The 23,348-nt window shown below is 40.8% G+C and carries 18 protein-coding genes; 9 read left to right on the forward strand and 9 right to left on the reverse strand.

Annotated elements, in window-relative coordinates; translation table 11 throughout:
• Positions 1-3: 3 nt before the first annotated feature.
• Positions 4-1,677, reverse strand: a complete 1,674-nt coding sequence (locus RMZ95_RS28700; RefSeq protein WP_322683687.1) for a SpoIIE family protein phosphatase — start codon at positions 1,675-1,677, stop codon at positions 4-6.
• 164 nt (positions 1,678-1,841) lie between these two features.
• Complete coding sequence (locus RMZ95_RS28705) at positions 1,842-2,561, reverse strand: response regulator transcription factor (RefSeq protein ID WP_322674845.1); 720 nt, start codon at positions 2,559-2,561, stop codon at positions 1,842-1,844.
• Between the two features lie 424 nt (positions 2,562-2,985).
• Between RMZ95_RS28705 and RMZ95_RS28710 the strand changes: the two genes are divergently transcribed.
• Both RMZ95_RS28710 and ftsE read left to right on the forward strand, forming a co-directional pair.
• The gene (locus RMZ95_RS28710) at positions 2,986-3,741 is read left to right on the forward strand and encodes a WecB/TagA/CpsF family glycosyltransferase (protein ID WP_322683688.1); all 756 of its coding nucleotides are present in this window, start codon (positions 2,986-2,988) and stop codon (positions 3,739-3,741) included.
• Positions 3,742-4,051: 310 nt separating this feature from the next.
• The gene (ftsE, locus tag RMZ95_RS28715) at positions 4,052-4,798 is read left to right on the forward strand and encodes a cell division ATP-binding protein FtsE (RefSeq protein ID WP_322674843.1); all 747 of its coding nucleotides are present in this window, start codon (positions 4,052-4,054) and stop codon (positions 4,796-4,798) included.
• Positions 4,799-4,868: 70 nt separating this feature from the next.
• On the opposite strand, the gene RMZ95_RS28720 is transcribed toward ftsE, so the two are convergent.
• Positions 4,869-5,642: an armadillo-type fold-containing protein gene (locus tag RMZ95_RS28720; RefSeq protein ID WP_322683689.1), complete on the reverse strand. Its 774-nt coding sequence runs from the start codon at positions 5,640-5,642 to the stop codon at positions 4,869-4,871.
• A 186-nt stretch (positions 5,643-5,828) separates the two neighbouring features.
• The gene (locus RMZ95_RS28725) at positions 5,829-6,413 is read right to left on the reverse strand and encodes a hypothetical protein (protein ID WP_322683690.1); all 585 of its coding nucleotides are present in this window, start codon (positions 6,411-6,413) and stop codon (positions 5,829-5,831) included.
• A gap of 612 nt (positions 6,414-7,025) precedes the next feature.
• Here RMZ95_RS28725 and RMZ95_RS28730 point away from each other — a divergent pair.
• Positions 7,026-7,922, forward strand: coding sequence for an alpha/beta hydrolase (locus RMZ95_RS28730; RefSeq protein ID WP_322683691.1), 897 nt, complete (start codon positions 7,026-7,028; stop codon positions 7,920-7,922).
• Positions 7,923-8,047: 125 nt separating this feature from the next.
• On the opposite strand, the gene RMZ95_RS28735 is transcribed toward RMZ95_RS28730, so the two are convergent.
• Positions 8,048-8,581: a DUF4330 domain-containing protein gene (locus tag RMZ95_RS28735; protein WP_322674839.1), complete on the reverse strand. Its 534-nt coding sequence runs from the start codon at positions 8,579-8,581 to the stop codon at positions 8,048-8,050.
• A gap of 486 nt (positions 8,582-9,067) precedes the next feature.
• On the opposite strand from RMZ95_RS28735, the gene RMZ95_RS28740 reads away from it, so the two are divergent.
• Positions 9,068-9,931 carry a M48 family metallopeptidase gene (locus tag RMZ95_RS28740; RefSeq protein WP_322683692.1) on the forward strand — a complete coding sequence of 288 codons (864 nt, stop codon included), beginning with the start codon at positions 9,068-9,070 and terminating at the stop codon, positions 9,929-9,931.
• Positions 9,932-10,168: 237 nt separating this feature from the next.
• Here RMZ95_RS28740 and RMZ95_RS28745 read toward each other — a convergent pair whose 3' ends face one another.
• Positions 10,169-10,924: a metallophosphoesterase family protein gene (locus RMZ95_RS28745; RefSeq protein WP_322683693.1), complete on the reverse strand. Its 756-nt coding sequence runs from the start codon at positions 10,922-10,924 to the stop codon at positions 10,169-10,171.
• A 270-nt stretch (positions 10,925-11,194) separates the two neighbouring features.
• On the opposite strand from RMZ95_RS28745, the gene RMZ95_RS28750 reads away from it, so the two are divergent.
• Positions 11,195-11,479, forward strand: coding sequence for a DUF2470 domain-containing protein (locus RMZ95_RS28750; protein ID WP_322683694.1), 285 nt, complete (start codon positions 11,195-11,197; stop codon positions 11,477-11,479).
• Between the two features lie 468 nt (positions 11,480-11,947).
• Here RMZ95_RS28750 and RMZ95_RS28755 read toward each other — a convergent pair whose 3' ends face one another.
• On the reverse strand, positions 11,948-14,389 hold the full coding sequence (locus RMZ95_RS28755; protein ID WP_322683695.1) for a hypothetical protein: 2,442 nt from the start codon (positions 14,387-14,389) through the stop codon (positions 11,948-11,950).
• 470 nt (positions 14,390-14,859) lie between these two features.
• Here RMZ95_RS28755 and RMZ95_RS28760 point away from each other — a divergent pair, with 470 nt between their 5' ends.
• From RMZ95_RS28760 to RMZ95_RS28770, 3 genes are all read left to right on the forward strand, one after another.
• The gene (locus RMZ95_RS28760; protein ID WP_322683696.1) at positions 14,860-16,029 is read left to right on the forward strand and encodes a glycosyltransferase family 4 protein; all 1,170 of its coding nucleotides are present in this window, start codon (positions 14,860-14,862) and stop codon (positions 16,027-16,029) included.
• Positions 16,030-16,092: 63 nt separating this feature from the next.
• Positions 16,093-17,238, forward strand: coding sequence for a glycosyltransferase (locus tag RMZ95_RS28765; protein WP_322683697.1), 1,146 nt, complete (start codon positions 16,093-16,095; stop codon positions 17,236-17,238).
• 722 nt (positions 17,239-17,960) lie between these two features.
• The gene (locus tag RMZ95_RS28770) at positions 17,961-20,006 is read left to right on the forward strand and encodes a bluetail domain-containing putative surface protein (protein WP_409884031.1); all 2,046 of its coding nucleotides are present in this window, start codon (positions 17,961-17,963) and stop codon (positions 20,004-20,006) included.
• A gap of 22 nt (positions 20,007-20,028) precedes the next feature.
• Here RMZ95_RS28770 and RMZ95_RS28775 read toward each other — a convergent pair whose 3' ends face one another.
• Positions 20,029-20,400, reverse strand: coding sequence for a hypothetical protein (locus RMZ95_RS28775; RefSeq protein WP_322674831.1), 372 nt, complete (start codon positions 20,398-20,400; stop codon positions 20,029-20,031).
• A gap of 516 nt (positions 20,401-20,916) precedes the next feature.
• The gene (locus RMZ95_RS28780) at positions 20,917-21,186 is read right to left on the reverse strand and encodes a hypothetical protein (RefSeq protein WP_069069307.1); all 270 of its coding nucleotides are present in this window, start codon (positions 21,184-21,186) and stop codon (positions 20,917-20,919) included.
• An 844-nt stretch (positions 21,187-22,030) separates the two neighbouring features.
• Between RMZ95_RS28780 and RMZ95_RS28785 the strand changes: the two genes are divergently transcribed.
• A complete protein-coding gene (locus RMZ95_RS28785; protein ID WP_322683699.1) occupies positions 22,031-23,329 on the forward strand; it encodes a sodium:proton antiporter in 1,299 nt (432 codons plus the stop codon).
• The last annotated feature ends 19 nt before the right edge of the window (positions 23,330-23,348 follow it).

The raw sequence follows: 23,348 nt of genomic DNA on the forward strand, positions 1-23,348 counted from the left end.
GACTTATAAAATCTCCAGTGAAAGTATAGTTTGATCGTCTTCTTGAACGTGATTATCTGCCTGGATGCGAGCTAGTAAATGGTTAAGAGAAAGTGGTTGTTCCTCTTGTTGTAAGAGTTGCCAAAGACCATCTTGATTCAGCATCGAACGGTTTAATGACTCAACCCCAACCTCAGTTTTTACTGTTGAATCAGGATTATTTGATACCATTGCTTCTGTGATTCCATCGCTTGCTAGTAACAATGTGTCTCCAGCAGCGAGAACCAAGCGACCAGACTGTGCCTGCCACTTAGGCAAAATCCCCAAAGGAACGCTGCGAACTTTCAGGTAATTGGGATTTTCGGCTAAAGCACCTTGGCGTGACCATAATATTGGGTAAATATGACCGGCATTGGTGTAGACCAGTTCTTTTGTGCTAGGGGTATAACAAGCTAACACAAGAGTGACAAAATAATTGTTGCTAATTAAATCTTCACTGAGAGCGTGGTTGAGGTTCTGCATAACCACATTCGGCTCTGCTGGTGTCTCTTGAGATAATTCTCGGCGCAAAACTGAAATAATACTAGCCATAAATAAAGCTGCTGGGACGCCCTTACCAGAAACGTCACCCACTGCCAACCACAAGTCACCTTTAGGATGGACAAAAACTTCAAAAAAATCGCCTCCTACTTCACGCGCCGGATAGCAGCAAGCTTGTACCTTCACACCTTTAATGTCAGGTAAACTTTGGCGTAGCAGATTGTATTGAATTTGGCGAGCCACCTCTAACTCAGTGTGAATCTGCTGTTGCTTTTCTTGGAGGCGTTGGTAGAGTTTTGCTTGGGAGAGAGCTAAGGCTGCTTGTTCGGCAACACCTGCAATTAGTTGGATGTCTTCGTCTTCCCAAGGGCGATCGCGTCCCCATTGGTGGAGGGTTAGCACAGCCAACAAATGCTGATGGTAGCTAAGTGGCACAACTAGGTGATGACCAGGATTACCGTTATATATATCTTGAGCGAGTTGATAATGACGGGTTTCCAGCACTTTTTCGATTAAAACACTGGAGTCGAAAAAGGAATCTAATACATCAGATTTCGGATCGCGGTAGAAAAACTCGTCTTGTGTGAGGCGATCGCCCTCTACTGGTTTGAGTAAGCAACTGGTAGCTTCAAATGTTTCTCCAATAGTTGCGACAATTTTTTGCAGCATACTATCGTAGTCTAAAGATTCCCGAATCGCTGTTGTTACCGCATTAAACAAAGATTCTCGCCGTAAGGACCGACGTAATTCTTGGGTGCGCTTCTTAACTAGGCGATATGTATCAGTAGCTTGCTCAACTAAACTTCTTAGCCGTTCTGGATTCCAGGGTTTGGTAATGTACTTGAATACCTGACCGGAGTTAATCGCATCTACCAAATCTTCGACATCAGTAAAACCAGTTAACAAAATCCGAATCGTGTCTGGAAAGCGCTCTACGGTGCGACTAAAAAATTCAGTCCCATTCATTTCTGGCATTCTTTGGTCAGAAATAATTACCGCCATTTCGCCAAATTGATCCAAGGTTTCCAAAGCACCAAAGGCATGATTGGCTTTATATACTTGAAAATCTCGCCTAAAAGTGCGGTAGAGTAAATCTAGGTTATCTGGCTCATCATCTACCACCATGAGCTTAAGTTTGTCCGTACCAATCTCAGCCATATTTGACTTTTGTTTTTATATATTTGAATGGCGAGATAACATGATGTTTATCCCACCTAATAAATAAGAGAAAATTAGAGAAGCCATTCACTTTGAAAATATAACTTTTCAGGCGTTGTAAGTTTCCCTTGATTATTCTCAATCGATCCACACCAAAATTAAATTTATCCAACTAACCCAGAACGCAAGGCGCGGACTGCTGCTTGGGTACGGTCATCGGCACATAGCTTATTCAAAATATTGCGAACGTGAGTTTTAACAGTGCCAACTGTGATGTAAAGTCTTTCCGCAATTACTGCATTACTACAACCTTCGACAATCAACTGTAACACTTCCAATTCCCTTTCTGTCAGGGTGTAAGGTTGAATTTCTTCCAGATTCTCAAAAGAATCAGGGTTAGGAGCAATAGTCTTGGAATCGACCAAAGCCGATTCCAACTTTTGAGGATTTTGTTGCGCTTGTTGTAATACAATCCGAGCGATCGCTGGATCGATCCAGGCGTTGCCATTGTAAGTTACTCGTACTGCTTCCAGCAAATTATCAAATTTGATATCTTTCATACAGTAAGAGTCTGCACCAGCGGCAAAAGCTGCCAACACCGCTTCTTTGTTATCCCGCAGCGTCAAAATTAATACTTTTGTAAGTAGCTGCTGGCCATTAGTAGTAGATTTTACCTCCCGTGTTAACTCAATGCCATCCTTATCTGGTAAACCAATATCGACAATGGCAATATCTGGTTGTAGCATTTTTAACATTTTTAGACCCTCAGCAGCATTAGCAGCTTCACCTACAACTTCAATTTCATCCTTTTGCTGTAGTGCTGTACGAATACCCACACGAGTTAGGTCATGGTCTTCAATCAGAGCGATACGAATTTTACTCATAGCCAACTTCAGCCCGTTACACTATAACCATAAAGTCGAGTTTCGTGACATACTCCCACACTAGCTGCAAGCAGTATAGTGGGAGCTTCTATTACCGGAACCAGAGTTGCGAGTTGAGCGTTTTATACTGAGTGAATATTACACTTTAACAATAAAAGTTGGACTGGTTCAGCCCAAGTACAAGCGCCCAAGATTAATAGACAAAGGAGTGAAATTAATTATGTGTTATCTAAAACCCTTATATATTACGTAGCAGGGCTGCGTATATACATTCTTGTTCACTATTATGTCTATTTAGTTTAATTATGCTTACTCTCGTTGCAGGGCAAAGGGAAATCTCTTTTGCCTAAGTTCTAATATAAAAAAATTTGATAAACTTAACATTCATGCAAAATCTGGTGTGAGTATTACTTAAGAATAGGCTATGTCTAACGGCAATCAAGCATTTTCAGTGTTGGGAATACCAGTTCATGTGATGGCTGACTATCCAGGCTGGTTGTTAGAATGCCTGCACACAGGCAGAGGAACTCATGTCGTAACGCTCAATGCAGAAATGACTATGCAGGCAGAGCGAAATCAATTATTAGCTCAGGTGATTAAAAATGCTGAACTGGTGATTCCAGATGGAGCTGGAGTTGTTCTGTATTTACGATGGCTGTTATGGCAAAAAGTGCAGCGGTTTCCAGGGATTGAATTAGCAGAAAAACTTTTGCAAGCACTTGGACAACAAAAGACAGGGACAAAGATATTTTTCTATGGAGGAGCGCCTAGAGTGGCGGCAAATGCGGCAGATTTTTGGCAGCAGCAAATTCCAGATTTGAATATAGTCGGCACTCACTCAGGCTACCATTCTCCAGAAGAAGAAGCACAATTGCGACAAACTCTGGCTCAATTGCAGCCACAAGTGATTTTTGTTGGTTTGGGAGTGCCGCGTCAAGAGTTATGGATTGCCGAAAACCGCCATTTGTGTCCCCAAGCAATTTGGATTGGCGTTGGTGGTAGTTTTGATATTTGGTCGGGAACTAAAACTCGCGCTCCCGCCTGGTTAGGAAATAATAATTTGGAATGGTTGTATCGCCTTTATCAAGAACCTTGGCGCTGGCGGCGGATGTTGGCTTTGCCAGCGTTTGCTGTGAAAGCGTTTGTTTATCGTTTGACAGCAAGAGGTGCAATTAGTTAAGAGTGGAGCAAGTGGCGTCATAGGGCATGGGTATGGGGATGAAGAGACGTGGCGTGGCGACGCAAAAAAAGATCAAATACTATCTCTGTGTAAGACTGTCCCCGTGCCCAATGCCCAATGCCCAATGCCCTATGCCCTATGCCCAATTCTGGGCGTTATTACTTAGTAAGTATTAAAGTCTTGAAAAATTTTTAAATTTTCTTTGTTGAAATTTAAATTCCCAGGCGAAACCTGGGAATCCTTATTTTGGGGAGAATGTCACCTCTAAGCAGTCAAACTGTTTAGTTGTGGGTATGAGGAAAATTTAACAATGCCAGTATTAACAACTCAAGTTAAGAAAGACTTTTCCGTTCGTGGAGAAGACAGTGAAACTCAACAGCACGGTAGCAATACCACAACTAAAATACAATTGCAATCTGTAAGCAAGACTTATGCTAACGGCACTCACGCCTTATTAAATGCTGACCTTGAGGTCAAAAAGGGAGAATTTCTGTTTATCACGGGGCCAAGTGGTTCTGGTAAATCAACGCTCTTGAAACTGCTGTATGGCCAGGAGTTTCCTACACAGGGAGAAGTAATTGTTGATGGATGTAATGTAGCCGATTTGCGGGGCGATCGCTTGTCATTATTGCGGCGACGAATTGGTATTGTGTTTCAAGACTACAAACTGATTAACCAACGAACAGTAGCAGAAAATGTCACTTTTGTGCTGCAAGCTCAAGGGTATACCCGTAAAGAAATTCAACGACGTTTAGAACCAACCTTAAAGCTAGTAGGTTTGCTGAGTAAAGCTGACTGCTTTCCAGATCAACTGTCTGGAGGAGAACAGCAACGGGTGAGTATTGCCCGTGCGATCGTTGGTACACCACCCCTACTGTTGGCCGATGAACCTACTGGAAATCTCGATCCCGATAATTCCTGGCAAGTAATCCAGATTCTCCAGAAGTTAAATTCCTTTGGGGCTACGGTAATTGTCACCACCCACGATGAACAATTGGTACGGCGGTGCAATCATCCGGTAGTGCAAGTTCGTAATGGAACGTTGTCTCGAAAATAGTTATTTGTCATTAGTCATTGGTCATTAGTCATTTGCAAAGGACAAAGGACAAATGACAAAGGACAAATAACTAATAAACGTGGTGTTTGACTTTTGATGATACGGGTACGAAAGGTATTGCTGTTTTCAGGGGTAGCACTTGTAGGCGATCGCAGGCTTGTAAACTCTTAAAAGCTGCCTCTCGCACTACAACTTCTTCCTCTCGACTGAGTAGGAGTTGCAAGCATTGGACAATATCTTGCTGCACTGAAGAGTCAACTCGCTTACGGCTGATGAATTTACTTAGTTGACCTAGAGCAATCAACCGCTTCAATGGATCTTTTTCTGTTAAATTCATCAACAAGCGATCGAGGTGGTCTTCTTCTCGATTTTCAGAGAAGTTGACAATTTGCCATACCAATAAAATTAAGGTTAACAGGGTTCCCACAGCTTGCGCGATCGCACCAGCAGCAATCCAGTGACTGTGAGAGTCGACCCATATTGCCGCTGCCATGTAAGTGCTGACAGTAGCGATACCACCACTGATGACTGCTAAAACTAACCGACGATTTGAACTATTTAAGAACTTACGTATTTTAGACCAGCGCAATTGCCAGTCCCACTCTTGCATTGAGTAAACCAATACCATTACTCCAATGCCGATAAAAAGAGCCAATAGCAGTTTCCAGTTCCACAACAACATGGCAATGATAATTGTCAGGAACCCAAGAAAGCCCCCAGGGCCAGAGAAACGTTTAAATGTTTGCTGCTTTATGGCTCCCTTTGTCTTGAATTTTGGAAGCGACCAGTTCCAGTTGGGGATTTGGTTGATCAATTGCTGCCAAGAAGACGAAGCCTGTGCCACAGTGTTTACCTACTTGATTATGAAATTACTTATTGTATAAGTTTTACTATGGATGAAGAAAGAATGAAGGCTCAAATCACAAAATGCCCGATTTTATAGACAGATAGTAGACTAATACAGCACAGCGCCAATTAACATACCATTTTCAATCGCTCAGAGCAAGGGCATTTTGTACGTAAGTCTTAATTAAAGACAAAAACGAAAGTTATCAAGGGTGAATTGCCCATCAAAAGTACAAAAGGTAACGCTGCAAATGTTATTCACATTTATAGATAATAAGGTATTGGGGGAAATTGCCGAATCGGAATTGGCAAGATTAGAGCCTGGTAGTGCAGTTTGAGCGAGTAGTTGCCGATCGCGATCGTAAGCGGAAAGCACTAGCCGTTGCGAACTAGTCACAAAGGCGCTAACCGAGTTCACGGGACGCAAGAAAGTAGCTTCTAAAAATCCGCTTTTGGGCGCTCCCATTAAGACTATTAGCCCTGAATAGGTTGGAAATGCTGGATTTGATGGCTGTATTGCTAGACAATTGTGAAAAATGACTCCCCAACGTTCATATTGGCGCTCTACCGCTTCAAAACACTTCAAGTCTTCTAAATCTAAACAAATACAAGTAGGTACAGTAAGTCTGGTAACATCAAGAGCTGGTTCGACCTCACCCCGCCTAGCTGAAGCTTTAATTTCGTTTTGTATATTCAAGTTGTCAAGCGCAAATTTAGCGTCTTCAATCGTTGGTAGTTTATTTGATTGAAGAGTAGCCTGCTTTACCATGACATCCCGCCTTACTATTACTTAGATAAAAATTAGATTAGTTATACATCAAAAGCTGTGTTTTCTACATATATAAGTAGAATTAACAGCTTATTTAAATAAGCGTTTTAACTATTTTTGACGTGTTGACGCTCAAAATTATTTATCGGTTTTTTGATAGACTACCATAAAAACTTATGCTGGATTCACGCTGGAGCGATCCTCGCTACCATGAAAAACCCTTATAAAACAGTAATTTCAACGTTCCGTTACTTTATTTTTATGAAAAAAAGCACCAAATCTTTACAAGTAATCCAGTAATTTTATATCTACTTAATCTGACGCTAGCGAGAAGTTTGAGAGTGATTGGTTCGCTGATAATAACAATGAGTGGGGAGTTTGAACTAGACACATGAACAGTGCTGAGTTAAAAGACTGCCTATAAAGGACGTTGCTCTTACTAAGTACACAAATATTAAGTGCTTTTTAATTTACTCAGCACTGAATGCGGTAAACATCTAGGGTGACTAAAGGGGAGGCGGAGAAATTATCGAATCTTCTCTTCGTGCGCCTGCACCCCAGGTATCGTGTCTTACTTGTGCCAACGAATCACTACAGTCAACAAAAAAACTTATGCTTCAACCACTAGGATTTGAACAACGCTCTATAAATACCTCACTAGGTAGAATGGTATATTATACTGCTGCTGGAGCGCCTTGGGAGGATAATGTGACTGCCAAAGACGATCGCGAAACTTTGGTATTCCTGCACGGTTTTGGTGGTGGGTCTTCTGCTTATGAGTGGTCGAAAGTTTATCCGGCTTTTGCGGCTGAATATCGGGTTATTGCGCCAGATTTGCTCGGTTGGGGTAGGTCTGAACATCCGGCACGGAGTTATAAAATTGAGGATTATTTGATTACGATTCGGGAGTTTTTCGAGCAGACTTGTACTGGGCCAGTAACAGCGATCGCTTCTTCTTTGACCGCAGCATTTACAATTCGGGTAGCAGCAAATCATCCTGATTTATTTAAGTCTTTAATTCTTACTACCCCCGCCGGACTTTCTGACTTTGGCGAAGACTACTCTAGGAGTTTTTTTGCCCAGTTAGTTAGCGTTCCCATTGTCGATCGTTTACTTTACAGCACTGGAATTGCTACTAGTGGTGGTATTCGCAGCTTTTTAGAACAACGGCAATTTGCTCAATCCAATCGAGTTTACGAAGAAATTGTAGATGCTTATCTAGAATCTGCCCAACAACCTAATGCTGAGTATGCAGCACTGTCCTTTGTACGTGGCGATTTGTGCTTTGATTTATCCCTTTACATTCAACAATTAGTCACTCCCACTGCGATTATTTGGGGACAAAAGTCGCAATTTACAGGCCCCTCAATTGGTCGCCGCCTTGCTGAAATCAATCCCTTAGCGATCCGATTTTTTCAACAGTTGGAAGATGTCGGATTGACACCACAGTTAGAATTGCCAGCAGTGACAATTGGGTTAATTCGCAAATTTTTGCCTTTGCTTAATTAACATGAGTAGTAGAGACGCAAAATTGGACTGGGCTTTGCCTTGCTTTCCTAACGCGTCTCTACATTCTTTTTCAGCAGATGTTTAATAAGATTTCTAGAGAAAATATTATCAACAAAAGTGATATACTATTTGTCTTTCAATCTGATATCAATGACAGTTGCATTGAAGTTGTAGTTAAAGCCTTCTAACTCAAATGGCATCCCAATTTTCACTTTACTGTTACCCAAAACTGGCCCGCTTTCAGTAACTTGGGCTTTACCATCTAAAGTCAAAAGAAAATCTGCACTATAATTGTTTCTTTTTGGATCTGGCAGTTCTTTAACAGTACCATCCGGTTGGAAGACATTGATTGTTCTAGGTAGCTGTTGAATAGATTTAATTTCAATCTGTCCGTATGGCTGATTGCGGATAATCACATTGGTTTTCCCACCCTTTTTTAAACCATTGTCGATTAATTTTTCCGGGTCGCGTACATTCAAACCACGAACTACTAAGTCTACTTCTATGGGTACTGTTTTCGCGCCAACTTGGGCAACAGAACCAGAAGTGCCAGGAAAAATAAAGATGCCAAAGATAACTAGCAAAATTACCAGTAAAGCACCTAAATCTAGGAGATTGATTTTGCCAAACAAGCGACCTTTTGAATCTAAAATAGCCATAAAAAGTTTTCCGAGTTAATAACGAAGTAATGGATTGTAGCTAGAAAGTTTACGATGGAAACAGTAATTTTCCCTATTTGGTAATAACTCAAAGTATTCAAGGGTTGCAGTTATGCGACAGTTTATCACGAGTTCGTAATTTCTGAAGAGTCGGCAGCTAACCCTGAAAATTTTACCTGTTATAGCAGATTTCAAGGAAAGTAAGGTACACAAGCTCGCGTCTGTTACCCATATATAAAGCGTGTTTGACTCTTGAATTCTGAATTCTGCTGTAATACTTACGCGCCTAGAAAGTAAAATCTAGTGTTTAGGGCTATCTCTAGAGAGAATCTCTAGCCTCCCGCAGTTCGGTCGATTTGAGTCAAGATTATCTGTATAACAACTCCTTTGATATTGAGTTAAGAATGCAACTTAGAATACTCTAAATCCGTCTCATAATTTGTCCCCTCATTTTATGTTCTTCCAAAATAATCTTCAAAGCGTATTATGTTCAATTGGAAAGGTTTTGCTGCAAATTACCGTGTATGGCGGCGTCGCTGGTTTTATCCCCTAATTTCAGTGGTAGTCGCCCTGAGTCTGTGCCTGAGTACACCCCTGCCTGGAAGAACTTTAGATTTCTTACCTCTTTTACTCCAAGGAGTTCAGGCATTTCAGCTTTCTAATATATCCCCTAATCAAGAAGTTGATCTTGGTAAGCAGATTAATCAGGAATTGGTCGGCAGTCAAGTCCGACTTTACCGCAATCCCGAAGTGAATCGTTATGTAGAACAAGTTGGTCGGCGTTTAGCAGCGAATAGCGATCGCCCCGATCTCCCCTATACTTTTCAAATAGTTGAGGATGACGCTATTAACGCCTTTGCGACCTTGGGCGGCTATGTATATGTCCACACGGGTTTGCTGAAAACCGCAGACAATGAAGCGGAACTAGCAAGTGTACTCGCCCATGAAATCGGTCACATTGGCGGGAAACACGTAGTCAAGCAAATGCAGCAAAAAGCCCTCGAAAGCGGTCTATTAACGGCGGCTGGCTTAGATCGAAATTCCGCAGTGCAAATTGGTGTACAGATAGCGCGAGACTTACCACGCAGTCGTAAAAACGAATTTGAGGCCGATCAAAGAGGACTACGAACTTTGACACGTACTGGTTATGCCCAGTCAGCAATGGTCTCTTTTATGCAAAAGCTGCTGAAAAAGGGTGGTTCCAGTCCGACATTTTTGAGTACACACCCCGGAACCAGCGATCGCATTGATGCCCTCAGACGTGCAATTAACTCTCAACCTAGTAATGGAAAATCTGGCTTGGATAATGCTAGTTATAAAGCAAATATTCGACCATTAGTAAGGTCTTGAGGAAATTGGGCATGGGGCATTGGGCATGGGGCACTTGTACTGAGCGTAGCCGAAGTATGGGGCATTGGGCATGGGGCACTTGTACTGAGCGTAGCCGAAGTATGGGGCATTGGGCGTTAGGAGTGCTGAGTGCTGTTAGCGGTAGCGGGGCGTTTAGCCCGTGCTGAGTTAGGAGTTAGGAGTTTTGTTTATCTCCTTGTCCCCTTGTCCCCTCATCTCCCTCATTTCAAACATTGCTCAATTCCTATTGCGGCGATCGACTTTAATTTTGGCTGGATCGACTGTACTTACAACCTCTTCTAAAGGCAGGGTACGGATATAGTTTTTAAAGATATTAACTTGATAAACCAACTGATTTGTGACATCTAGTCCAGTCAACCAGCCACTGCGGGGATGATAAGCGCCAGTATCTATGTCTAGCCATCCCTTTCCTTGTGCCAGTTTACCAGGAGAAACACCCGGCAGGGTAAAGGTAATGGTGTGACCGATGATAATTTGTTTATCTGGAAAGTAGGGTTTTTCAATACTGTGAAATTCCTCTCGTATCCAGCACAGTTCATCGGCAGTTTGTTCTGTCACAGATTTGGAAGGGTCAACACCAGCATGAGTTAACCAAATATCTCCCAAGTCAATGTATGTAGGCAAAGCTTTTAACCAATCCAGATGGTCATCAGGAATGGGAGCCTCTTGGTAACTGGCCACGGTAGCTTGCCCTCCCCCAAACAGCCATGCTTGCATGGTCGAGGAGGAAGTCCTTTCATTCGTCAGAATGCTTAATAACATCTGCTCATGATTTCCCAACAAACATGGGTAGTTATTTTGTTTGACAAAATTAACTACTTGTGCGCTATGAGGGCCGCGATCGATTAAGTCTCCCAGAAAATAGACTCGATCTTCTGACGTGGGGGCGATCGCCTCCAACAGTGTCATTAAACCTTCATAGTGTCCATGCACATCCCCAATTACAATTCGTCTGGGGCTAATTTCGCTCATTGTCTCTTAGCTGCAATAGTTTTGGCTAATACTTCTGCTACAGTTTACGCTGTCTGGTTTCCGCAATGAAAGGTAAAAATACTGGATAATGCTTATTTTAATTTAATTTTTGTACCAGTAATAAACTTAACTTATCAAATATATACAACAGCAATTGTTTTTCAGATATAACTTATAATAACGATGGCGTAAGACTAGCTTTTTCTGCTAATTTAAACTACTTAGCCGAGAATTTAGGCTCTTGCCATATTCATCATTTTTAAGTTCACAATGTCTAATGGTTTTTCTGCTGAAATTAGTTCGCGCATCTGCAAGCACATGAATGACGATCATGCTGATGCTGTAGTTATTTATGCTAAAGCTTTTGGTGGTGTCACAGATGCGAATGCAGCCGAAATGCTGTCAATTGATGCACAGGGTATGGATTTAACAGCGCAAGTAAATGGGGAAACTGTACCAGTTCGCATTCAATTCGATCGGGTTTTAGTAGATGCCGAAGATGCTCATCAAACTTTGATTGCAATGGTGAAGCAGGCGCGGGTTCAGGCTAAATAAGAAATGACAAAGTAATTAATACTAAATCTGCGATACATTTAATCGCAGATTTTTGTACATATATACGAATCCGATTTGATTTCTGAACTGATTTGCGTAGGTAGGCAATAGGCAAGGGGAAAGAAAGCTTCCTAGTTGTACTGAGTTTTTTCAGAAATAAAATACTAGTTCTATAGCAATACTGAATCATTTGTGAAAAACAAAATCCCCGACTCTGTAAAAGTTGTCGGGAATCTGTGGCTTGGTTAAGCTTAGAGGATGTTTTAAAAGTCATGATTAATGTATCAAATATTTCTTTACCCCACCCTAACCCTCCCCTTATAAAGGGGAGGAAACCGGATTTTCTTGTTTCCCACCTTTATAAGGGGGGATTAAGGGGGGTAAGAATTCGATTAAAGTCACAGCTAACTACTTTTAAAACATCCTTTTAGAGTCAAAGCTGTGTTATGTCGTAATTAGTGTAAATACTCACCCTGCCAGCCGATACATAATCACTTTTCCTTTCCAATTTTCTTCTACAAATACTAGATGCTCACCATTGGAACGCCGAAAAGCGCGAATACCGTAGGGTATATCAATCCAGCCACTTTCGCTGCCAACTTCTGGGCCTGGTTTTAACTGTTGTACTTGCGCTCCCGTCTTGGCATTGTAGACATATACCTCTGCGGTTTTGACTGTCACGGCAAATACATAGTCTTCCGTCACACTGATTGCTGCTGTAGACACTTCACGCTTCCCGGTGCTGTCATAGGGAATTACAATCCGCCACTTGGGAGTACGATTTCCTTTACTCCAATTGTCAAAACGGGCAATCTCAGATCCAGCAACTCCAGCATCGTCACTAAATGCAGGGCGATCTACCGTAAAACCTGACAAAAACATACTATCTGTTTCAGGGAAATATTCGATCCGGCGCAAGTCGTTAAATATTTTGGGAGTAGTTTGCTTTTCCATCGAACTATAACTGTAGATGGGGTTGCCTTTAGGATCTATTCCCTGTAAAGAATAATGTCGAATGCCATCTTCTGTTCGCAAAGCTTTCCAAACATCTCCTTTGCTGTCTACCCACCAACCGCCGAGATAAGGATAATCTTTACTGCGATCGTATTCGTTCTTTTCAAATTTGCCATTACCGTTGCGATCGCGCCAGATCCATTCTCCTTTTTCTGGTTGATGCGGTGGCCAATTTCCGGTGATAAATGGTTTATCTGCGCTATTAGTACCAACAAACATGCCGGCGGGTATGGCGACTTTACCATCTGTGGCGGAATTAAAACGATAGATTTGCAGAAAGCTGTTATACATATCTGTGAGGAACAAAAACGGCTTCCCTTGGATGCGGCGAACAAAGGTTCCATCTGGCGATGTATGCAGACGTGGATCTTGAGGATATTTGAAAGGATTTAAGGTGTAGGCTTTGTAATTCCATTGCTTACCAGCAGTCTTACTGTAATCCATCAGATAGTGTTCTTGTTTGGTGAATAAATCGATACCATCAGTTTTAGGATCGGCATCTGCATTATCGACGAATATCAATCCCAGCGATCGCCACATTAGTTTTCCCGATGGCGAAAATTTCCGCAAATCTGTTCCTGATTTGTTGAAACCATTACTATTTATATAAATATTGCCTGAAGCATCTGTACCAACTCCGGTAAGTCCGTAAAGTTTCAAATCTCGAACTTCACCAGGAACTCCTGCATAGATACCACCTTTAGAACCAAAACTATTCACCTGCACTGGCCGATCTTTGATCTCATAAGTCAACATTTGCTGACGCGGGCCATTTTCTGCTACTAACAGCTTACCTTGATGATTAATAGCGATCGCAGTTGGTTCGACGATATCTGCAATCTGTTGGGGCAATTGCTTTCCACTTTGGGAATAATGTAAAATTTTTGCAGGTTTACTACCATTTTTGCTTTGAATAATCCACAGATTTTTTTGTGGATCGATAGTTATTGCTCCCGGATTAGCAACGGCAAAGCTGCGAAGTTTCTTCATCGTATCAGTATCATAAACACGAATCTGGTTAGCAGCAGAATCACTTACATACAAATCGCTTCCCACAGTTGCTAATCCAGTAACTTCACTTTTAGTACTGGTAATCAACATACTTTTATCCCAACCACGCCCATTCGGAAACGGCGCGGGTTTTCCTGATAAATCATAGCGTCTAACGCTATACCAAGTTGTTCCTTCTGGTGGATAATCTTCTTTTGTATCGCCCCTCGAACCTTGAGTCATGGCAATGTAAACATATTTACTATTTGCGGTTACAGCTTTGCCACCGCCACGACTCCAGCCGTGAGTATCCCCAAGGGCAGCAATAACCTTACCATCTTTATATATTCCTGCCTCCATTGCCGCCTCATCCCAATGACTGTTGGTATAAACTGTGCCATCAGGAGCAACATACATGCCCTCAATATTGTTTTGTACCCGCAGATTTCCACTACCAATAGTGTTACCTATCCACGATGTTTTGTAGTTCAGCGCGGCTGTTTGAGTATTGTTTTGTACCCGCAGATTTTCACTGCCAATAGTATTACTTATTGGCGACATTTTGTGTGTAAGTATGGGTATTTCAGTATTGTTTTTTACCCACAGATGTTGGCTGGCAATAGTATTATTTGTTGACGAGATTTTATGTTTAAGCGGGTGTATTTCAGTATGATTTTGTACCCGAATATTTTCGCTGCCAATAGTATTATGTGTAAGCGTGCGTGTTCCAGTTGTCGCCCAGTCTGTTGTCATTCCAAGGGTAGTAACAATAACTCCAATAGTCAGACTGAGTAAAAAGTTGAAAGTTTTATTTCTTTGTAAATATTTAGTATTAGATAATTTTTTGATGTGCTGATTGAGATAATGACGGAGTTTTTTGAACTGCGTCAGTAATTTATTTGTCATATAATTTTCAGGTTTTAATTATTTATATACAATCATTGTTTATGAAATCCGTAAAAAAATACAACTATTTTTAAGTGGTTAATATCCGGTCTATGTTTGGGTTGCAACAAAAATGGATATAGTCGAGCAAAGGTATTAATATTTACTTATTTTTATATCATAATAGTAAGCATGAATACAAAAATTTTCTATATTTCTTGCTTTATACCAGCTTTGCTTTCTCCCTATATAGCATTCATATTTCTGAATTGATAGGTATCATATATAGCTATATCAGTGTTATCTGGTTAATAAAAATACAGGTTTAAATCCTTGTTGACGTTGATATATAAATAGTTTATAAATTGGTTTTATATACAAAAATTATTATTGGTAATGTGTACTCATAAATTCTATTGATTCAGGTTTAGATACAGATGTAAAAGTGCAGAGATATGCGCTTGTTTTAGTATATTTATAGGCGATACATAGTGGAAAATAAACTAGAAAACTTTACTTCATCATCTGCATCTATTCTCACTCTGGGATTAGGCTGGTTTCCCAAAAGTCCCGGAGGACTAGAAAGGTATATTTACGAACTAACTCATAAATTAGCAGCAAATCAAGACCAGATTGAATTATGTGGAGTCGGTCTACCAGAGACTGAGATAAATTCGCCCATTAAGCTGACTAACTTAGCGAGTCCCGATAGTGCTATTTGGCAAAGATTATGGTCAATTCGCACGAATTTCCAGAAAACAAGAACTAGCAAACCAGATGCTATTAATTTGCACTTTGCATTATACAGCTTTCCGATTTTAGATATTTTGCCAAAGGGAGTACCAGTTACTTTTAACTTTCATGGCCCTTGGGCTTCTGAAAGTCAGCAAGAGGTAGTTAATAAAAATCTCAGTCTTTTAATCAAGCACTGGTTAATAGAAAAAAACACTTATAATCGTTGCGATCGCTTCATTGTTTTGAGCAAAGCATTTGGGAAAATTTTACACGATCGATATCAAGTACCGTGGAGCAAAATTAATATTATTCCCGGTGGAGTTGATATTAACTGGTTTCAACCAAATTTATCACCCCAAGAGGCTTGTGCAAAGCTAGGCTGGCCTACTAATCGCCAGATTATATTTACATCACGCCGCTTAGTGCATCGAACGGGAGTTGACAAATTATTGCAAGCTCTAGCTATAATTAAGCCCAGAATACCAGATGTTTGGCTAGCGATCGCAGGTCGCGGTCACATTCAAGCTGCACTACAACAACAGGCTACAGAATTAGGACTAGAAGACAACGTTAAATTTTTAGGTTTTCTTCCTGATGAACAATTACCTATAGCTTATCAAGCTGCTGAATTGACTATTATGCCTAGCCAATCTTTTGAAGGATTTGGATTAGTAATAGTTGAGTCTCTAGCCTGTGGTACTCCTGTTTTATGTACTCCAGTTGGGGGAATGCCAGAAATTTTATCAGAATTTTCACCCGATTTAATTACTACTTCAACAGAAGCATCAGCTATTGCCGAAAAATTAGAGCAAGTGCTTTTGGGTAATCTCCCCATACCTTCACAATCGGCCTGTCGCCACTATGCTACCACACACTATGACTGGAATCAAATTGCCCAGCAAGTACGGAATGTTTTATTAACTTAAACAAGTAATTTGAAGAAATTATAGGGGCACTACATGAGCCAAGTTAGATAAAATAGAGGTTTAATGAAAATACTTTTCTTAGATCAAAGCGGTAAACCAGGCGGTGCCGAATTATGTTTAATAGATATTGCTAAACCTTATGGCGATCGCGCTTTAGTAGGTTTATTTGCAGATGGCCCATTTAAACATTTACTACAACAAAATTATATCCCAGTAGAAGTTCTCGCAACTCAAGCAATCCAAGTTCGCAAAGAAAGCAGTTTGCTACAAGGATTCAAGAGTTTGGGACAACTTGCACCTTTAATTACTAAGGTAGTTAAAAAAGCGCGTGAATACGATTTAATCTATGCCAACACCCAAAAAGCATTAGTTGTCGGTGCGTTGGCAAGTTTTTTCAGTCGTCGCCCTCTGGTTTATCACTTACATGATATTCTTTCCAAAGAACATTTTAGCCCAACTAATCTTCGTATTGCTGTTAACCTAGCTAATCGTTTTGCATCATTAGTAATTGCTAATTCTCAAGCTAGTCAATCTGCCTTTGTACAAGCAGGAGGACGCCCAGACATCATCGAAGTTGTTTATAACGGCTTTAATCCCAAAAATTATCAAACTGATGAGTCTGACATTCAGAAATTACAGCAAAAGTTAGGATTAGAAGGGAAATTTGTCGTTGGACACTTTAGCCGTCTTGCACCTTGGAAAGGGCAACATATTTTAATTGATACCCTTGCGAAATGTCCGCATAATGTAATAGCAATTTTAGTGGGTGATGCACTGTTTGGCGAACAAGATTATGTCCAACAGTTGCACCAACAAGTTCGTGAATTGGAATTAGAAAATAGAGTCAAATTTTTAGGATTTCGTTCTGATATTCCCCAGTTAATGGCAGTTTGTAACTTGGTGGCACATACCTCTACTTCACCAGAACCTTTTGGTAGAGTGATTGTAGAGGCAATGCTATGTGAAAAGCCTGTAGTTGCAGCCAAAGCTGGAGGTGCAATGGAATTAGTAGAACATGGACTTAATGGTTTTTTAGTCACACCAGGAAAACCCCAGGAACTTGCACAAGTAATTACTACCTGTTTACAGGAGACGGAAATAACTGCAAATATAGCTAAGAATGCCAGGATTACTGCTAGTGGGCGTTTTGATATTGCAACTATTAATCAGCAAATTTTCCAACTGCTGTCTGATATCATGTCCGCTTAAATAGACATAATACCCATGCTAACCCCACCCAGCTAAAGCATAGCTTTTACTTTCTTCCTCACTTGCAAAGGGGTGCTTTTATGATTGATAATTAGACGGGCATAATAATATTAAAAATTAGTACAGCCTTGCACAAGTTTGCAGCGAATCGAATTTAAAAACTTTGCCTTAGTGTGCGAATATTTACACCAAGTTGCTGTATTTAGCAATGCTCTATGTCATATAAATAGTGTAATTCAGAACACTGACTAGAAAAAACTCTATCTTATATTGTTATTTCTATAAATGATACAACAGAAATACATTTAACAATCTTCTGCGACTTTCAACTACCCACATTTGGTAGATAAAAAGATTTTGCTGACCATAACGCTGTATTATCAAAATACATCGCAATACACAACACCCAAGGCAAACGCATCTAAATTACTCTCGATCGCAACCAAGGTTAAGAACCAACGACAAAATCAGCATTTCTCATTTGGTTTAGTTTCCAAGACTCAAAGCAATATCTACGACAGGCTGTGACGCTCCTGCGGACGCTCGAGTACTCGCTACCGCTTCCTAACGCTAACGCTACGCTATCAGTGACGCTAAATTTATGTCAATAAGCGGGGATTAATGCGACTATTTTCGAGCCATTGAGAATAAAATCCTTTTGTTGACATGATGCGTTTGCCCTGACACAAGACCGAATCAAACAGATAAGGAACACAAATATTATGCCTTCAACTACAACTTACGCTTACGATGCTGCTGGCAATGTGATATCTGAGAAGATAGACAACAACAGTGATGGGATAATAGACTCAGTTATTACCTACCGCTATAACCAGACATCCTTTAGCGAAGACAACAATGGCGACGGCATAGTTGATTATGCCGAAACCTCTACTTATGATGCCAACGGCAACAAAACATCCGAAAGCCAGGACTACAGCGGCGATGGCATAGTTGATTATGTCTATACCTCTACTTATGATGCTAACGGCAAGTTGACATCGTATAGCGGTGACATCAACAACGATGGCATAGTTGATTTTGTCTCAACCTATACTTATAATGCCAAGGGCAAGCGGACATCCTTTAGCTCTGACATCAACAACGATGGCATAGTTGATACAGTCGAAACCTCTACTTATGATGCCAACGGCAAGTTGACATCCTTTAGCAATGACTCCAACGGCGACGGCATAGTTGATTTTGTCTCAACCTCTACTTATGATGCCAACGGCAACCGGACATTCTTTAGCGAAGACTCCAACGGCGACGGCATAGTTAATATAGTCGAAACCTTTACTTATGATGCCAACGGCAAGTTAACATCCAAAAGCGGTGACTACAACGGTGACGGCATAGTTGATTATGTCGAAACCTCTACTTATGATGCCAACGGCAAGTTGACATCTACGGAAAGCTTCAACGGCGACGGCATAGTTGGTAGAGTCTTAAGCTATACTTATGATGCCAACGGCAACCGGACATCCTTTAGCGAAGACTACGACGGCGACGGCATAGTTGATAATGGCTACACCTCTACTTATGATGCCAACGGCAAGTTGACATCCTCTAGCTATGACAACAGCGGCGACGGCATAGTTGATTATGTCTCAACCTATGATGCCAACGGCAACCAGACATCCTATAGCCGTGACGACAATGGCGACGCCATATTTGATTATGTCTCAACCTCTACTTATGATGCCAACGGCAACTTGACATTCTCTAGCGAAGACAACAATGGCGACGGCATAGTTGATTTTGTCACAATTGATAATACTTATGATGCCAACGGCAAGTTGACATCTTCTAGGCGTGACAACAGCGGCGACGGCATAGTTGATTATGTCTCAACCTATACTTATGGACGCACATCCGCCAGTTATGACTTCAACAACGATAGTGTAACTGATGCAGTTGGCATCTACAGCTACGATTTGAGCGGCAAGCTGATTTCACAGAAAATTGACAACAATAATGATGGTATCTTTGATCGAGTGACTGCCCTAAGTTACGATGATAACAACAGACTAGCTGCACAGCTAGCTGACCTCAACAATGATGGCATCGCTGAGGAGATTACCACTTACAACTACGATGCCAATGGCAAAGTAACTAGCGCAGATATTGACAGCAACAGTGATGGCACTACTGATGCAGTTGCCACTTATCTGTATGATGCCAATGGTCAACTGATTAGCAAGACCACCACAGAAGGAACTGTGCCAAACCAAAGCTTAAATGGTGGCAATGGTGCAGACACGCTCACTGGTGCGGCTGGTAACGATCAAATTAAAGGCAAAAACGGTAACGATCAACTCCTTGGATTAGCCGGAAATGACAAACTAGTTGGTGGTCATAGTAATGACATCCTTAAGGGTGGCGCTGGCCGTGATACCCTCACAGGAGATTGTGGCGCTGATAAATTTGTGTTCAATAGTCTGAGTGATTCGCTGCTGTCTGGCTTTGATAAAATTACTGATTTGAAAATCGATGAAGATAAAATAGATGGGCTGTATGCAGTTGACGCTACTAATTTAGTTCAACTTGGCACTGTTGCGAGTCTAAATCTTTCCGATGTACAGCAGATATTGAGTGCAACTGCTTTTGTGGCTAAAGGTGCGGCAACTTTTACCCTTGGTACAGAGAATAAGGGGCAGACTTTTTTGGCACTCAATGATAACACTAATGGATTCTCTGCCCTCACGGATGCTGTGATTGAAATTAGTGGCTACAAAGGTAACTTAGCCTCCTTAGCAGTTGTCTAATCATACTACGGTTCAGGTGTGACTATAAACCAACTAATTCACGAGATTCAAAATCAGAAAGTTGTTGAGCGATCGCTAATCTTGCTTCCAACTTAGCTACACTAAACTGGTTACGCAGATATTCCAAATGGGCGATGGCATTTGCTTTCTCGACAGTTAATCGAATTTGGGTGTCTATTGCTTTCTGATATTCCTGATTCACAAGCAACACCTCAAAGCGGCGAGCCTTGCGTTGAGCATCATTTTTCAAATCCATCTCAAAGGCGGCGGTGCGGTCTGCATTGCCTTCAAATCGGTTAACTTGGTGCTGCACTGCCATCAACTGAGAATCTATTTCATTAGCCCGTTGGGCAGCTTGTGCGATCGCAGCTGGATAATGACTCAGTTGCATCATTTAATAATTTTCCTCTCAGGTCAATAATGTAGTGTTTAAGTATAAGACTAACCCTTGAATCCATTTACCAAAAGGCTGTCACAGAGCAGTTTTACACTTAAGTCAGCTTGGTAGAAGCTATATATATATTATAGTCCAAATGTATTGAATTAGGGGAGAAAAAGCGATGCCTGAAGTGCAGGTATGCCAATTATTTTCCTCTAATTATTTACAATCATTTTCCTAATTTTTAGCTAAAATAAAGTTAAAATAAACTCTCCAAAATTTTTATCTTTACTCTGTATGAGCTAACTTTTTAAGTTTTTGAAATTAGCTTTAGACAAAGGAGTAAAAATGAATATCGATCGTCATTAATTTCTAGAGATGTCTTTTGAATAACACTATTAATTTTGCCTTTTAAGATTAAGTCCGCCCATATACCCATGACTTATTTAGCCGTCAGACTGAAGTCTGCGGCTAATAAAGTAAGCCTGCATAAGCAGGCTAATTATTTTCTGCTAAATTCTACACTTTAGCTCAAGCTGCTTCCCGCAGTTGTGGTTGTGACGGCACACTCACCTCTGGAAATGAAAGCGAGAGTTGTTCGGCTTGAGGTACTGCCGCTTGCTGCAAAACTTGAACTTCAATATTCACGCTGACCAAATAACTACCTGTATCAGCACCAACTGCTTCGGCAATGAGTTTAGCAATGTCTGGGCGTTTGGCAGTCAGCGGGTCACGTAAAATACACCGATCCCATTCATGCTTGGCAGTCGGATTGAGGTTGAGAATATAATGCTTCATCATCGAACTAACCCTTGAATCCATCTTCCAGAAGGTTTTCACAGAGCCATTATGCATTTGGCTAGGCTTTGTGGACGCTATATCTATTATAGTATATTTGTACTAAATTGGGCGATATCTGAGTCAGAAAGTAGGAAATATATCATGTCTAGCTAATTGCTATATTCCCTAATCTATGCGGAAAGCTCAAAAATCCCTTCGCTCTTTGGTCTTACAACAGTTTTCATGTATTTGAACCACACTTGTCGTAGGGGCGCAAGGCCCATTGGTGTCAACTTAACCCGAAACCCGCTTGGTGACAACGTTTTGCTCTCACCCCCAGTCCCTCTCCCATCCGTGAGAGGGAAACTAGACATTCAATTCCCCTTCTCCTTTGGGAGAAGGGATTAGGGGATGAGGGTGTAAAGGATTTGCAAAACGCCTGTCTGATATAGTTTTCGGCTTAAGTTTACACCAATGAAGGCTTTGTGCCCTTAGCGCGGGACACGATTAAGCCGTTCCACATTTAACTTGCATAATTAGCGTAGGCTTTTCGGTCTATGCCACAAGAGTTATATAAATAAATTAGATGTCGTTTAGCTTATAAATCATTCGTAAAAGCGTATAGGTGTGTCTTAGCTATATTCCCGTGCTACATCCAATTAGTTAAAGGACTTTTAACAAATAATCAAAGCGCAATGTCTAGGATGGGCAAAGCCAACGCCAAATTTATCTATTCCTTTCTTCTCTAATTTAGTGATGTCTCTAAATTCTTAATCCCAGAAAATCTGCCTATAGGTAAATTCTAATACAAAGGTATTGCAACTAAGCTTACAAAGCAACACCTTATATTTATGTAAATCGCTATATGGTAGATATCTATATTATTGACCTATTTGTAATTGGTCTACTTTTACTGATGGTAACTTTAGGGTCGGGTTGGATTACTCGCTTACCCCTTTCTTTTGCCATCATCTACCTAGTGGTTGGTATTTTTTTAGGCCCTTATGGCTTAGGGCTGATTGAATTACGTCGAGATGACGTTTTTAATACCGAACTGCTGGAGAAAATAACAGAACTTGTCGTGATTATTTCTGTGTTTAGCTGCGGCTTAAGAATTGTTCGGCCTCTAAAATTAGGGGTTTGGGATATTACAGTGCGATTGATTGTATTTCTGATGCCAATTTCAATTTTTGCTCTGGCTGTTGTGGGTAAATTCTTTTTAGGAATGAATTGGGGAGAAGCAATTTTATTAGGAGCAATTCTTGCACCTACAGATCCAGTATTAGCATCAGAAGTACAATTGACCAGTGCAAATGACCAAGATGAGTTGAGATTTGGTTTAACCTCTGAAGGTGGATTAAATGATGCTTTAGCTTTTCCCTTTGTTTATTTTGGTCTTCATGCTTTAAAAGATGACAACTGGGGTAACTGGTTTAAACAGTGGATTACAGTTGATTTAATCTGGGCGATCGCATCTGGCATTATTATGGGAATTGTTGTTGCCAAATCTATAGTTTGGATTGAACAAAAAATTCAAAAACGCCGTCCTGCCGATAAGTTAATGGAAGACTTTACTGCTATCAGTACAATTCTCATAACTTATTCCTTAACAGAAATGGTTAATGGCTATGGATTTTTGGCGGTATTTGTTGCTGGCTTAGTTGTCCAACGCAGTTACAAAAATTCTGAAAAACCGATAGAACAATTAGAATTTGTTGAGCAAATCGAAAAACTACTGGAAGTTGGGACAATTTTACTATTGGGTTCAATATTATTATTGAAACCAATACTCAATTATGCTATGCAATCTGTGTTAGTAATAGTTTTGTTATTCTTGATCGTCAGACCTTTAGGAGTTTGGATTAGCACAATAGGTAAACGTCCTCTAGATTCACGCCGCCGAACCTTCCACCCAGGAACTCGGTTGTTATTTGGATGGTTTGGGATTCGCGGTGTTGGTTCTTTATATTATCTAGCTTATGCCTTTGGTCATGGTTTGAAAGGTGAGGCAGCCGAACAAATTGCTTGGATAACTTACACTACTATTGTAGCCTCGGTAATTGTGCATGGCATTAGTGCAACTCCATTAATGAAGTGGTATGAGCGCAATTTTGCTAACAATAAAAATACTACTCCTCCCACCACAATAGATGAATTTGAGTGAAAATATTTCTTGTATGTAG

Source organism: Nostoc sp. DedQUE07 (assembly GCF_034530975.2).
Taxonomy (GTDB): domain Bacteria; phylum Cyanobacteriota; class Cyanobacteriia; order Cyanobacteriales; family Nostocaceae; genus Nostoc.